Origin of the sequence: Nonomuraea bangladeshensis (genome assembly GCF_039529455.1) — a bacterium.
Classification (GTDB): Bacteria; Actinomycetota; Actinomycetes; order Streptosporangiales; family Streptosporangiaceae; genus Nonomuraea; species Nonomuraea bangladeshensis.
The window spans coordinates 139,293-151,234 of the sequence record NZ_BAAAMV010000003.1 but is presented as its reverse complement, the minus strand read 5'-3'; the positions used below and the strand labels follow the sequence as shown (position 1 = coordinate 151,234).

Sequence of the window (11,942 nt, the reverse complement as noted above, 5' to 3'; positions counted from 1 at the left end):
CGGGCCATGGACCGGCGGCACGAGCGGCGATCCCGGCCGGGGCCGGGCCGGGATCGCGGGGAGGCAGGTCTCAGACGGCGAGCCTCAGACGGCGAGTCTTCAGACGGCGGCGGCCTTGAGCAGTTCCTTGGCCGCGGTGCGGGTGAGCAGCTCGATCTGCTCGTCGGTGTAGACGCGCCCCTCGACGGCCTTGATGACCTTGGGGGCCACGCGCGGCTTGAGCACCGTGAGCCCTTCGGCCACGAAGACGCCGCCCCTGGGCAGCAGGCCGCAGTGGACCGCGAGCATGGGCGAGATCGTCACCTGGACGCCGGTCTCGCGGGTCAGCAGGTCGCCGAACGACTCGGCGGTCTTGACGAGCTTGCTCGCGTACGTGGAGCCGTATTTCTCGCCGAAGAACAGCCGGCCGCCGTAGACGTTGATGTCGGTGTCGGGGCTCCAGGACTCGTTGTCCACGATCCACACCCCGGCGGGGCCGATGATCAGGTGGTCGATGGACGCCTCGCCCTTGACGGCGCGCCCGTCGAGCACGGTGTAGCCCTGCCGGCCCAGGGAGCGGCGCAGGATGCGGGCGGTGATGGTCTCACCGTGCTTGGCCCCGCGCCAGACGGCGGTGGCGTAGAAGGCGCGCCAGTCGAGGAACCAGTCGACCGCGGCCACGAGGGCGGCGACCAGGAGGCCCACCGCGACCGAGGCTCCGGAGAGGTCGAAGCGCAGGGCCACCGCGACGCCGACGACGAACCCCACGCCCGTCTTGACGTATCGGGACCTGCGGCGGTTCTTGGCGTCCTCACGCCACAGTTTTTCGTACCACCACTGCGCGGAGTTTCCTGTGTACTTGTCGCTTGGCTGCACGTAGATCGAGCCACCGGGCACGGCAAACTCCCCCAAAAGAGTAGGAAATGTGCAGGATCTGCCACGCCGAAGATCCCTCGCCGGTCAAGGGATACCCGGCTCGCAACCAAGGCAAGCCTAAGGTGAGACGATTGGCACCGGCAAGCAGGGGTTCCCCCTGCGTCTACCGACCAGTCGGTATGCTGTCCCGGTGACCAAGGGGCAGCATGGGAAAGACGAACCGGTCCGGCAGCGACTGCTCGCCGAGGCGACCCGGCTGTTCGCCGAGCGCGGGTTCGAGGGCACCTCCGTGCAGGAGATCGTCGTGGCGGCGGGCGTCACCAAGGGCGCCATGTACCACTATTTCGACTCCAAGGACGACCTGCTGCGCGAGATCTACGGCCGGGTCCTGCGCATGCAGATGGACCGGCTCACCGCGATCGCGGAGGGCTCGGGCACGGTCGAGCAGCGCCTGCACCGTGCCGCCGCCGACGTCGTCGAGACCACGACCGCCAACCTCGACGACTCCAAGATCTTCTTCCGGTCGATGCACCTGCTCGCTCCGGAGACCCAGAAGACCGTGCGCGCCGAACGCCGCCGCTACCACGAGCGCTTCCGCGACCTCGTGGCCGAGGGGCAGCGCGCCGGCGTCTTCTCCGGCAAGGTCCCCGCCGACCTGGTCGTCGACTACTTCTTCGGCTCGGTGCACCACCTGGGCACGTGGTTCCACGCGGACGGGCCGCTCACCGGCGCCCAGGTGGGCAGGCACTTCGCCGACCTACTGCTCGCCTCCCTCGGGGCCGGGCACGTCGACGAGTGAGGCCAGGGCGGCCCGGTGGTCGCCCGGCGTGCCGAGCGCGATCTCCGAGGACTTCGCGCGCTTGAGATAGAGATGTACGGGGTGCTCCCACGTCATCCCGATCCCGCCGTGCAATTGCAGCGCGTCCTCCGCCACGCGCACCGCGACCCCGGCGTTCCACGCCTGCGCCACGGCCACCGAGACGGCCGAGGGGTCGGCCACCGCGTTGCGGGCCGCGGCCCGGGCCCGTACGACGTCCAGCCACAGGTCGGCCAGCCGGTGCTTGATCGCCTGGAACGAGCCGATGGGCCGGGCGAACTGATGACGCTCCTTGACGTAGCCGAGCGTCGTCTCCAGGCACCACTCCGCCACGCCGAGCTGCTCGCTGGCCAGCAGCGCCGCGCCGAGCCGCAGCACGGCGGCCAGGTCGCAGGCCCCCACGTGCCGGGCCTCGGCCCGGTCGAAGGTCACCGTGGCGACCGGCCTGGTCAGGTCCAGCGACGGGACCACCGTCACCTGGGCCGCCGCCGCCTCGACCGCGTACAGCTCGCCGTCCACCGGCACCAGCAGCACGTCGGCCACGTCCGCGCCGGCGACGCCGGTCACCGTGCCGGACAGCCGGCCGCCCTCCGCCCGCACCTCCGAGCCGCGCTGCGGCCGGTACGGCGAGGCCGCGAACGACACCGCGAGCGCCGCCGTACGCCGGCCCTCGGCCAGCTCGCCGAGCAGCGCGTCCCTGGTCGGCAGCAGCGCCCGGGTGGCGAGCACCGCGCTGGTGAGGAACGGCACCGGCGCCACGGCCCGGCCCAGCTCCTCCAGCACCACGCCAGCCTCGCCGGGACCGGCTCCCGCGCCGCCCAGCTCCTCGGGGATCAGCAGCCCGGCCACGCCGATCTCGCCGGCCAGCGTCTTCCACAGGTCCAGGTCGGCGGGCTCGGACTCCACCCGCTTGAGCACGGCGGCCGGCGGGCAGCGGTCGGCCAGCAGCGCCCGCACGCTCGCGCGCAGCTCCTCCTCGATCTCCGTGTACAGCAGGGTCATCGCGGCAGGTCCTTCCAGGGGACGTCCTTGTCGACGCGGGGTTCGGAGGGCAGGCCGAGCACCCGCTCGGAGATGATGTTGCGCAGGATCTCGGACGTGCCGCCCTCGATCGAGTTGCCCTTGGCCCGCAGGTAGCGGTAGCCGGGCCCGCGGCCGAAGAAGTCGACGTCCTCGGATCGGCGGAACGCCCAGTCGTCGTAGCCGAGGTCGCGGTTGAACTCGACGTCGAAGCCGGACAGCGCCTGGTTGAGCTTGGCGAACGACAGCTTCATCCCCGACCCCTCGGGCCCCGGCTCCCCCGCGGCGAGCTGCTCGCGCAGCCGCGCGCCGGACAGGCGGGTGACCTCGGCCTCCACCCACAGCGACAGCAGCCGCTGGTGCAGGTCGTGGGTACGCAGCTCGGGACGCTCGCGCCAGGCGTCGAGCACCGTCGCCATGACGCCGCCGCCGCGCCGGGTGGGCGCGCCGCCGATGGCCACGCGCTCGTTCATGAGCGTGGTCTGCGCGACCCGCCAGCCGTCGCCGATCTCGCCGAGCCGCAGGTCGTCGGAGAGCCGTACGCCGGTGAGGAAGACCTCGTTGAACTCGGCCTCGCCGGTGATCTGCCGCAGCGGCCGCACCTCGACGCCGGGCGCCTGCATGTCGCACACGAAGTACGTGAGGCCGCGGTGCTTGGGCACGTCCGGATCGGTACGGGTGACGAGGATGGCCCAGCGGGCGTGGTGGGCGCCGGACGTCCACACCTTCTGGCCGTCCACCACCCATTCGTCGCCGTCGCGTACCGCGCGGGTGGCGAGCGTGGCCAGGTCGGACCCGGCGCCAGGCTCGCTGAAGAGCTGGCACCAGATCTCCTCGCCGGTCCACAGGGGACGCAGGAAGCGGCGCTTCTGCTCCTCGGTGCCGAACGCCAGGATCGTGGGCGCGGCCATGCCGAGCCCGATGCCCTGCTTGCCGCCGTTGATCTGCGGGGTGTCGGCCAGCTCCCGCTCGACGACCTGCTGCAGCTCGCGGGGCGCGCCGAGCCCGCCGAGCCCCTTGGGGAACCACACCCAGGCGAGCCCGGCGTCGAACCTGGCCCGCAGGAACTCCAGCCGGTCCCCGGCCGGGTCGTGCCCGGCCAGGAACTCCGCGACCCGCTCCTTGATCTCCGCCTCGTTCACCTCTGCCTCACATCCACTTCTTGAGCTCGCGGTAGGCGAGTGAGCGCTTGTGCACCTCGTCGGGGCCGTCGGCGAGGCGCAGCGTGCGCGCGTGCGCCCAGAGCGCCGCCAGCGGGAAGTCCTGGGAGACGCCGCCCGCCCCGTGCACCTGCACGGCCTTGTCGAGGATCCACTCCACGGCGATCGGAGTGGCGATCTTGATGGACTGGATCTCGGTGTGGGCGCCCTGGTTGCCCACCGTGTCCATGAGCCAGGCCGTCTTCAGCACGAGCAGCCGGAGCTGCTCGATGCGGATGCGGGACTCGGCGATCCAGTCCTGGACCACGCCCTGCCGGGCGACGGGCTTGCCGAACGTGGTGCGCGACAGCGCCCGCCGGCACATCAGCTCGACCGCCCGCTCGGCCATGCCGATGAGGCGCATGCAGTGGTGGATGCGTCCGGGGCCGAGGCGGGCCTGGGCGATGGCGAAACCGCCGCCCTCCTCGCCGATGAGGTTGGCCACCGGGACGCGGACGTCCTCGAAGACGACCTCGGCGTGGCCGCCGTGGTCGGCGTCGGTGTAGCCGAAGACGTGCATGCCGCGCTTGACGTGCAGGCCGGGGGTGTCGCGGGGCACCAGGACCATGCTCTGCTGGCGGTGCTTCGGCGCCTCCGGGTCGGTCTTGCCCATGACGATGAAGATCTTGCAGTTGGGGTTCATCGCGCCGGAGATGTACCACTTGCGGCCGTTGATGACGTACTCGTCGCCGTCACGGACGATGGAGGTGGCGATGTTGGTGGCGTCGGAGGAGGCCACGTCCGGCTCGGTCATCGCGAAGGCGGAGCGGATCTCGCCGTCGAGCAGCGGCCGCAGCCATTCCTTGCGCTGCCACTCGCTGCCGAACATCGCCAGCACTTCCATGTTGCCGGTGTCGGGGGCCGCGCAGTTGGTGGCCGCCGGGGCGATGCTGGGACTCCGGCCGAGGATCTCGGCCAGCGGGGCGTACTGGAGATTCGTCAGGCCGGCGCCGTGCTCCCCGGGGAGGAACAGGTTCCACAGGCCGCGCTTCCTGGCCTCGTCCTTGAGGTCGTCCAGGAGGGGCGGAATGCTCCAGCCGCTGTCGGCCGCCTGCTCCTCGAAGGCCGCCTCGGCGGGGTAGACGCACTCGTCCATGAAACGCAGCAGGCGTTCCCGCAGGTCCTCGGTGACTTGGTCATAGGCGAAGTCCATGCCGTGAGCCTACCGACCGGCCGGTATGAGTGTCGACAGGTGGATCCTCATAAAAACCGTCATGTGGCCATCATCCGTGCCAAGCCGGGCCACCTAGGGTTGCCCCATGACCGCCACGCTCCCTCAGCCCGTCGTCCTCGAGAACGACGTCGTACGGCTCGAACCGCTCGCCCTCGCCCACGTCCCCGACCTGTTCGCCGCCGGCGGCGGTGACGACGAGGTGTGGCGGTGGCTGCCGGTCACCACGCCGCGTACGGAGGAGGAGCTGGCCAAGACGGCGCTGTCCCTCATTCACGACGACCAGCACGTCCCGTTCGCCGTGATCGCGAAGGAGAGCGGCCGGGCGGTCGGCTGGACGACCTACGGCGACGTGCCCGGGTTCGAGGCCAGCGTCGAGATCGGCTGGACCTGGTACGGCCGCGCGGTCTGGCGCACCGCCGTCAACACCGCCTGCAAGCTGCTGCTCGTGGAGCACGCCTTCGGGCTCGGGCTCAACCGCGTCATGCTGAAGACCGACGTGCTCAACGTACGCTCCCAGAACGCCATCAGGCGGATCGGCGGCGTGCACGAGGGCACGCTGCGCCGGCACCGCAGGCGGCCGGACGGCACCTGGCGCGACACCGCCGTCTTCGGCATCCTCGACGAGGAGTGGCCCGAGCACCGCGCCCGCCTGCTGAGCCGCCCGTAGGACCCCCTGCGCGAGAATGCCGGTCATGGAGCTGGACCATCTCGTGTACGCCACCCCCGACCTCGACGCCACCGTGGCCGAGCTGGAGCGGCGGCTCGGCGTGCGGGCCGCCGTCGGCGGGCGGCACCCGGGGCTCGGCACCCGCAACCGGCTCATCGGGCTCGGCGGCCGGAGCTACCTGGAGGTCATCGGGCCCGATCCCGAGCAGGAGGAGCCGGCCGGGCCGCGGTCGTTCCTCATCGACTGGGGGGCCGCCCGGCACCCGACCGAGGACGACCTGCCACGGGTGGAGCCGGTGTCGCTGACCGTCGCCTGCCCCGACCCCGGCGCGGTCCGGCCGGCCCTGGCGGCCGTCGGCGCGACGGCCCCCCTGACGAAGGAGCCGGCGCCGCGCCTGGTGGCCGAGCTGACCGGCCGGACCGGCCCGGTCACGCTCACCTGACCGGGCGGAGCATGCCGGTGAGCAGGTCGGCGACGGCGCGGCGCAGGTCGTCCTCGGCGGACGGGCCGCCGGCGCCCGCGACGGCGTAGAACATCAGGCCCTCGGCGAAGGCCACGAGCTCGCCGGCGTGCCGCGCCGGCTCCGCCGAGCCCATCGCGGCCAGCAGCGCCGCCGCGACCTCGCGGAAGCGGCGGCCCGCGAGGTCGTAGACCGCGCGCAGCTCGGGCCGGCGCGTGGCCTCCAGGGCCAGCTCGTAGCGGGCGAGCGTACGCCGGCGGTCGAGGAGCTGCGCGTGCAGCGCCCGCGCGAACACCCGGGCCGCCCCGTCCACGCCCACCGTGGGGTCGAGCGCCTCCGGGGCGAAGACCGCGGACTCCAGCTCCGTGAGCCGGGCCAGCGTCAGCTCCAGCAGGGCCGCCCGCGTCCTCGCGAGGTTGGACGTGGAGCCGGGCGGCAGGCCCGCCGCCTCGTCCACCGCCCGATGGGTGAGGCCGCGCATGCCGCGCTCGGCCAGCAGGGCGATGGCCGTGTCCGCGACGAGCTCCGAACGTCTCATGGCAGCCGATACTACACCCGTAGTACGCTCACACTACAGACGTAGTGAGCAGGAGGTCCTGACATGGCGGACGCCGTCGTCATCGGAGCCGGCATCGGCGGTTTGACCAGCGCCATCGCGCTGCGGCAGCGCGGCTGGGAGGTGACGGTGCTGGAGCGGACGCCCGCGATCGAGCCGGTCGGCTCGGGGCTGGCGATCGCCGCCAACGCGCTCAAGGCGCTCGACACGCTCGGCCTCGGCGACCGCGTCCGCGCGCTGTCGCGCATCCAGGGCCAGGTGGGGATCAGGCGCGCCGACGGGCGCTGGCTCACGCACACCACGCCCGAGGCCGCGGCGGGCCGCTACGACGACTCGGTGGTGGTCCTGCCGCGGGCGGCGCTCATGGAGGTCCTGACCGGCGCGCTCGGCCCGGACGTCCTGCGCCTCGGCACCGGGGTGACGGAGGCGGACCCGGAGACCGGCGTGGTCCGCACCGAGGCGGGCGAGGAGTTGCCCGCCGACCTGGTCGTGGGCGCGGACGGGATCCGCTCCCGCACCCGGCGGGCGCTGTTCCCCGGGCATCCCGGCCCGGCGTACGCGGGCGTGACGGCGTGGCGCGGTCTCGTGCCGCGCGGCGGCCTGGAGGTCGGTGTCAGCGAGAGCTGGGGCAGGGGGCGGGTGTTCGGGGTGAGCCCGCTGGCCGGCGACCTCGTCTACGTCTACGCCACCGACGTGCTGCCCGAGGGCGTGGCCTGCGCCGACGAGCGGGAGGAGCTGATCCGCAGGTTCGGCGGCTGGCACGAGCCGATCCCCGCGCTGCTGCAAGCGGCGCGGCCCGAGATGATCATCCGGAACGACGTGTACCACCTGGCCGAGCCGCTGCCCGCCTACCACCGGGGCAGGATCGCGCTGGTGGGCGACGCGGCCCACGCCATGACCCCCAACCTCGGCCAGGGGGCCTGCCAGGCGATCGAGGACGCGGTGGTGCTGGCGCACGCGGCCGGCGACCTCGCCGGTTACACCGCCGCCAGGCTGGCGCGCACCCGGCGGATCATGCGCCGCTCGTGGGACGTCTGCCGGGCCACGAAGCTGCGCAACCCGCTGCTCGTCGCGGCCCGTGACGCCGCCCTGAGCCTGGGGGCGAGGGCGCGGCCCGACCTGCTCGTCCGGTCGATGGACGAGGTGCTGGGCTGGCGGCCCCCGGAGGAGACGGTCAGCTCGCGTCCGAGGCGGCCGTGACCGCGCTCCCGGAGCCGGCGGTGGCCTCGATCGGGGCGGCCGGGTTCGCCGGGACGACCGGACGGGTGTGGTCGGGGGCCAGGCGGCCCAGGGTGATCGTGCCGCCGATGGTCAGGGCGGCGGCCAGCAGCGCGGGGACCGCCGTGCCCGGGGCGGTCGGCAGCGGCTCGCCGAGCAGCAGCGCCCCGGCCAGCACCGAGGTGATCGGGTCGATGACCTGCACGCCCGCGTACGCGATGCCGAAGTAGCCCACCGCATAGGAGCGCTGGAGCAGCACCACGGCGCAGACCAGCAGCACGGGCACGGCGAGGGTGAACCAGTGGACGAGCCGCCCCCAGTCTCCCTCCAGGCCGCCGCCCACGACCCTGACGAACGTCGACACGCTCGCGGTGACCACGCCGGCCCCGATGGCCAGCACGATCGCCCGCCCCGCGCCGCTCATGCGGCCCGCCGCCACCTGCGTGACCAGCACGATCACGCCGATCACGGCCAGGAATCCGAGCGCCGCGCCGTTGCCGAGATGCGGCGTCACGTTGTGCTCGGGCACCAGCAGCATGAGCCAGAGCAGCCCCACGGCCACGGCGAGCGAGCCGAGGATCTCCGCCCGGTAGGGCTTGCGCCCGTACATGAACGCGGCCAGCGGCACCGCGAACACCAGCGTGGCCACGCTGATCGGCTGCACCACGACCAGCGGGGCGAGGCTGAGCGCCACGGCGTGCAGGCAGGCGCCGGCGAAGCCGATGACGCCGCCGATCCACCAGCGGGGCCGTCGGACCAGCTTGAGCGAGGCGCCCTCGGCCACGGCCTCGTACTGCTGGAGCGCGGCGCCGAGCGCGTAGCCCAGCGCTCCCACCAGGGCGATGAGCAGGCCGGCCCAGGTCATGGGCGCCGACGCGGGGGCAGAGATCCTTGCACGAGCATTGCTCCAGCTTAGGAGGACAGCGGAGCGGACGAATCATACTTTCGGTGGAACATCAGCTAGATATCGCCCGCCACCTGGGGGAACTTCTTTCCTTCAGGATGGCTCGGGGCAGACGCAGAACGCGTGCCCGGCCGGGTCCTGCAGCACGATCCAGCGCGTCCCCTCCTCGGTGATGCCGGGCTGGAACTCGGGCCTGGTCGCGCCGAGCGCGACGTACTCCTCGGCCGCCCGCTCCACGTCCGGCACCCGGAAGTCGAAGTGGAACTGCTTGTTCGGGCTGGGCCAGGCCACCGGCTCGCGCTCGGCGATCCGGCCGAAGTAGATGCTGGTCGTGCCGTCGCTCACGGCGGCGTACTCGTCCTCCGCGTACGTGATCTCCCAGCCCGTGATCGCGTGGTAGAACTCGGCCAATGTCTTGGGCTCCTGGCAGTCGAGGGAGACCGCGAGGAGCTTCGCCTTCGTCGTCATGGTTCGAGCCTTCCAGGCGTACCTGTCATCTTCCGTCAGGTATGCGTGCGGAAACGGCGAGGGGCCGCACCCTCACGGGCGCGGCCCCTCTGAACGGCAGGTCAGGGATCACCGCGGGAACCGGCCGTAGTAGTCCCCAAGACGGGACCGGTACTCGGGCTCCTTGAACCTGGCCTCGTCGAACTCGGGCGAGTCCTTGATCTCGGCCTTGGTGCGCGCCACGTGGACGTTGCGCTCCTGAGGGTCGATGCTCGTGATGACCTGAGCCGGGAGCATGACCTTCTTGCCGAAGATCCAGGGGCCGGTGTCGACGATGATGTAGCTCTCGCCGACCTCGTACGTCGCCTCATCGACGGACCCGATCTTGCCGTCCGTCGCCTGGACGTGGTAACCCACGAGGTCCAGGCTCTGGCCGCGGTCGTAGACGTCAGGACGATAGTCCCAGAGCTCCATGAGGTAGCTCATCCTCTCTCTTCCTCGTCGTCTTCTTCCTCGGGCTCACGTCCACTACCCGGCAACGGGGGTCCAAACGTCGTGCCAAGAATTGACAAGGCGACCTGACTCTCCTGACGAACCTCGGCCAGGCAGAGCGGCGGAGCTACGGGTGTGGATACGATCCGCGCATCCGACCATGACAAGGGGTCCAGGTGAGTCTCGACGGCGCGCAGGAGTGGGCGCAGGAGTGGGCACCGCCCGGCGTGGACACCTCGCGCTCGTCCATGGCCAGGGTGCACGACGCCCTGCTCGGCGGCATGGAGAACTTCGCCGTCGACCGCTCGGTCGCCCGCCGGCTCAAGGACGCGGTGCCGGAGGTCGTCGACCTGGTCTGGTGCAACCGCGCCTTCATCGGCCGGGTCGTGGACTTCCTCGTCCGCGAGGCGGGCATCCGCCAGATCATCGACCTCGGCGCGGGGCTGCCCACCGTGGAGAACACTCACGAGGTCGCCCAGTTCGCCCATCCGCTCTGCCGGGTGGTCTACGTCGACCTCGACCCCATGGTCGAGCCGCACGCCCGCGCGATCATGAAGGGCAACCTGTACGCGGACGCCCTCACCGCCGACGCCCGCGACGTCGCCGCCGTGCTCGGCCATCCCACGCTGACCCGGCTCATCGACCTGTCGCAGCCCACCGCGATCCTGGCGATCGGGCTGCTGCACCTGTTCTCCGACGACGAGGACCCGCACGGGCTGATGCGCCGCTACATGGCGGCGCTGCCGTCCGGCAGCTACCTGGCCGCCTCCAACTTCATGGCCTCGCCGAGTCCCAAGGCCAAGGCCCTGGAGGTGCTGCTCCAGGCCACGATGGGCACCGGCTGGTTCCGCGAGCGGGAGGCGATCGCCGCCTACTTCGACGGCCTCGTGCTGGAGGAGCCCGGCGTGGTGCACTTCCCCGAGTGGCGGCCCGACGAGCGCGTGCCGGGGCCGCTCGCGCCCTGGGAAGAGCTGCTGCTCGGCGGCGTCGCCCGCAAGCCGTAAATGTCCGGCGCGCGGCCCCGGCCCCCGCTACGCTGATCCGCGTGCCGCGACGTCTGATCTGCTCTCCGCCCCCCGCCCGCTAGCGGGCGGCCTCTCACGCGACATCCGGGTCCTGGCGATCCGGGGGTGGTTGCTGCCCGCGTACGGGCCCTTTTCCCACCACCTCCTCCGGAGAGCTCCTGTCATGACCCATGTCTCCGCCCGGCGGGGCGCCGTCTACGTGTCCGTGGCCGCCACCGCCTGGGGCACCGGCGGCGCGGCCGGTTCGCTGCTGTTCGAGACCGGCGGGCTCGGCCCCGTCGGCGTGTCCCTGTGGCGCTATCTCCTCGGCGCCGCCTTCCTGCTCCTCCTCGCTCCCCGTCCGGCCTCTCCTCGCCCGCTGAGCTGGCGGGTCCTGCCGATCGGTGCGGGGATGGCCGTCTACCAGACCGCGTACTTCGCGGCGATCGCCCACACCGGGGTGGCCGTGGCGACGGTCGTCACCATGGGCGCCACGCCCGTGTTCGCCGCGCTCGGCAGCCGCTTCCTGCTGCGCGAGCGGCTCAGCGGGATCGCGCTCGGCGCGCTGGCCGCCGCGCTGGCCGGGCTGGTCCTGCTCACGGCCGGGACCGCGCGGGAGGCGGACGCCTCCGCGGCCGGGATCGGCTGGGCGCTGGCCTCGGCCGCCGGGTACGCCGGGGTGACCCTGCTGTCCCGGCTGTTCTCCCGGCGTCACCAGGACGACGCCGCGGCCACGGCGACCGGCGGGTTCGTCGTGGCCGCGGCGTGCCTGGCGCCGTTCGCGACGGCCGGCGACGTGCTGCCCGAGGTCAGCGTGACGTCGGTGGCGCTGCTGCTCTACCTGGGCGCGGTGCCGACGGCGCTGGCGTACGGGCTGTTCTTCCGCGCGCTGAGCGCGCTGCGCGCGACCACCGTCTCGGTCATCTCCCTGGGCGAGACGGTGGGCGCGGCGCTCCTCGGCGTGCTGCTGTTCGGCGAGCGGCTGACGCCGCCGGCCTGGTGCGGCTGCGCGTTGCTGCTGGCCGCCGTGGCGGTGCTCGCGGCCCGGCCGGAAGCGGGCTGAGCCACGGTGGGAGCGCTTGTGGCGGTCCGGGCCGCAACATGGGTTAAGGTCCGGTACGGCGGCGCG

14 protein-coding genes are annotated in these 11,942 nt (G+C 72.5%); 6 read left to right on the top strand and 8 right to left on the bottom strand.

The window, feature by feature from the left end:
- Positions 1–99 precede the first annotated feature (99 nt).
- On the bottom strand, positions 100–876 hold the full coding sequence (locus ABD292_RS08900; RefSeq protein WP_344206582.1) for a nuclease-related domain-containing protein: 777 nt from the start codon (positions 874–876) through the stop codon (positions 100–102).
- Between the two features lie 169 nt (positions 877–1,045).
- Between ABD292_RS08900 and ABD292_RS08895 the strand changes: the two genes are divergently transcribed.
- Complete coding sequence (locus ABD292_RS08895) at positions 1,046–1,654, top strand: TetR/AcrR family transcriptional regulator (RefSeq protein ID WP_344206581.1); 609 nt, start codon at positions 1,046–1,048, stop codon at positions 1,652–1,654.
- On the opposite strand, the gene ABD292_RS08890 is transcribed toward ABD292_RS08895, so the two are convergent.
- From ABD292_RS08890 to ABD292_RS08880, 3 genes are read right to left on the bottom strand one after another with little or no spacing between them, the layout of a single operon-like run.
- On the bottom strand, positions 1,613–2,674 hold the full coding sequence (locus ABD292_RS08890; RefSeq protein ID WP_344206579.1) for an acyl-CoA dehydrogenase family protein: 1,062 nt from the start codon (positions 2,672–2,674) through the stop codon (positions 1,613–1,615). The genes ABD292_RS08895 and ABD292_RS08890 overlap by 42 nt on opposite strands.
- A complete protein-coding gene (locus ABD292_RS08885) occupies positions 2,671–3,834 on the bottom strand; it encodes an acyl-CoA dehydrogenase family protein (protein ID WP_344206578.1) in 1,164 nt (387 codons plus the stop codon). The genes ABD292_RS08890 and ABD292_RS08885 overlap by 4 nt, the downstream gene beginning before the upstream one ends.
- 7 nt (positions 3,835–3,841) lie before the next feature.
- The gene (locus ABD292_RS08880; RefSeq protein WP_344206577.1) at positions 3,842–5,044 is read right to left on the bottom strand and encodes an acyl-CoA dehydrogenase family protein; all 1,203 of its coding nucleotides are present in this window, start codon (positions 5,042–5,044) and stop codon (positions 3,842–3,844) included.
- Between the two features lie 106 nt (positions 5,045–5,150).
- On the opposite strand from ABD292_RS08880, the gene ABD292_RS08875 reads away from it, so the two are divergent.
- Positions 5,151–5,732 carry a GNAT family N-acetyltransferase gene (locus ABD292_RS08875; protein WP_344206576.1) on the top strand — a complete coding sequence of 194 codons (582 nt, stop codon included), beginning with the start codon at positions 5,151–5,153 and terminating at the stop codon, positions 5,730–5,732.
- A gap of 25 nt (positions 5,733–5,757) precedes the next feature.
- Positions 5,758–6,174 (top strand): VOC family protein, encoded by a 417-nt coding sequence (locus ABD292_RS08870; RefSeq protein WP_344206575.1) that lies wholly within the window; start codon positions 5,758–5,760, stop codon positions 6,172–6,174.
- Here ABD292_RS08870 and ABD292_RS08865 read toward each other — a convergent pair.
- Complete coding sequence (locus tag ABD292_RS08865; protein ID WP_344206574.1) at positions 6,167–6,730, bottom strand: TetR/AcrR family transcriptional regulator; 564 nt, start codon at positions 6,728–6,730, stop codon at positions 6,167–6,169. The genes ABD292_RS08870 and ABD292_RS08865 overlap by 8 nt on opposite strands.
- A 63-nt stretch (positions 6,731–6,793) precedes the next feature.
- On the opposite strand from ABD292_RS08865, the gene ABD292_RS08860 reads away from it, so the two are divergent.
- Entirely contained in the window at positions 6,794–7,948 is a 1,155-nt protein-coding gene (locus ABD292_RS08860; RefSeq protein WP_344206573.1) for an FAD-dependent oxidoreductase, read from the top strand.
- On the opposite strand, the gene ABD292_RS08855 is transcribed toward ABD292_RS08860, so the two are convergent.
- From ABD292_RS08855 to ABD292_RS08845, 3 genes are all read right to left on the bottom strand, one after another.
- Positions 7,923–8,831 carry a DMT family protein gene (locus ABD292_RS08855; protein ID WP_344206572.1) on the bottom strand — a complete coding sequence of 303 codons (909 nt, stop codon included), beginning with the start codon at positions 8,829–8,831 and terminating at the stop codon, positions 7,923–7,925. The genes ABD292_RS08860 and ABD292_RS08855 overlap by 26 nt on opposite strands.
- 132 nt (positions 8,832–8,963) lie before the next feature.
- Positions 8,964–9,338, bottom strand: coding sequence for a VOC family protein (locus tag ABD292_RS08850; protein WP_344206570.1), 375 nt, complete (start codon positions 9,336–9,338; stop codon positions 8,964–8,966).
- Positions 9,339–9,446: 108 nt separating this feature from the next.
- Positions 9,447–9,803, bottom strand: coding sequence for a PRC-barrel domain containing protein (locus ABD292_RS08845; protein ID WP_344206569.1), 357 nt, complete (start codon positions 9,801–9,803; stop codon positions 9,447–9,449).
- Positions 9,804–9,985: 182 nt separating this feature from the next.
- On the opposite strand from ABD292_RS08845, the gene ABD292_RS08840 reads away from it, so the two are divergent.
- On the top strand, positions 9,986–10,813 hold the full coding sequence (locus ABD292_RS08840; protein WP_344206568.1) for an SAM-dependent methyltransferase: 828 nt from the start codon (positions 9,986–9,988) through the stop codon (positions 10,811–10,813).
- A gap of 184 nt (positions 10,814–10,997) precedes the next feature.
- On the top strand, positions 10,998–11,876 hold the full coding sequence (locus ABD292_RS08835; RefSeq protein WP_344206567.1) for a DMT family transporter: 879 nt from the start codon (positions 10,998–11,000) through the stop codon (positions 11,874–11,876).
- The last annotated feature ends 66 nt before the right edge of the window (positions 11,877–11,942 follow it).

Excerpts from the sequence above, each read along its gene's own strand:
- ABD292_RS08890 (WP_344206579.1), bottom strand. The coding sequence starts at position 2,674 with ATGACCCTGCTGTACACGGAGATCGAGGAGGAGCTGCGCGCGAGCGTG.
- ABD292_RS08880 (WP_344206577.1), bottom strand. The coding sequence starts at position 5,044 with ATGGACTTCGCCTATGACCAAGTCACCGAGGACCTGCGGGAACGCCTG.
- ABD292_RS08875 (WP_344206576.1), top strand. The coding sequence starts at position 5,151 with ATGACCGCCACGCTCCCTCAGCCCGTCGTCCTCGAGAACGACGTCGTA.
- ABD292_RS08870 (WP_344206575.1), top strand. The coding sequence starts at position 5,758 with ATGGAGCTGGACCATCTCGTGTACGCCACCCCCGACCTCGACGCCACC.
- ABD292_RS08865 (WP_344206574.1), bottom strand. The coding sequence starts at position 6,730 with ATGAGACGTTCGGAGCTCGTCGCGGACACGGCCATCGCCCTGCTGGCC.
- ABD292_RS08860 (WP_344206573.1), top strand. The coding sequence starts at position 6,794 with ATGGCGGACGCCGTCGTCATCGGAGCCGGCATCGGCGGTTTGACCAGC.
- ABD292_RS08855 (WP_344206572.1), bottom strand. The coding sequence starts at position 8,831 with ATGACCTGGGCCGGCCTGCTCATCGCCCTGGTGGGAGCGCTGGGCTAC.
- ABD292_RS08850 (WP_344206570.1), bottom strand. The coding sequence starts at position 9,338 with ATGACGACGAAGGCGAAGCTCCTCGCGGTCTCCCTCGACTGCCAGGAG.
- ABD292_RS08845 (WP_344206569.1), bottom strand. The coding sequence starts at position 9,803 with ATGAGCTACCTCATGGAGCTCTGGGACTATCGTCCTGACGTCTACGAC.
- ABD292_RS08835 (WP_344206567.1), top strand. The coding sequence starts at position 10,998 with ATGACCCATGTCTCCGCCCGGCGGGGCGCCGTCTACGTGTCCGTGGCC.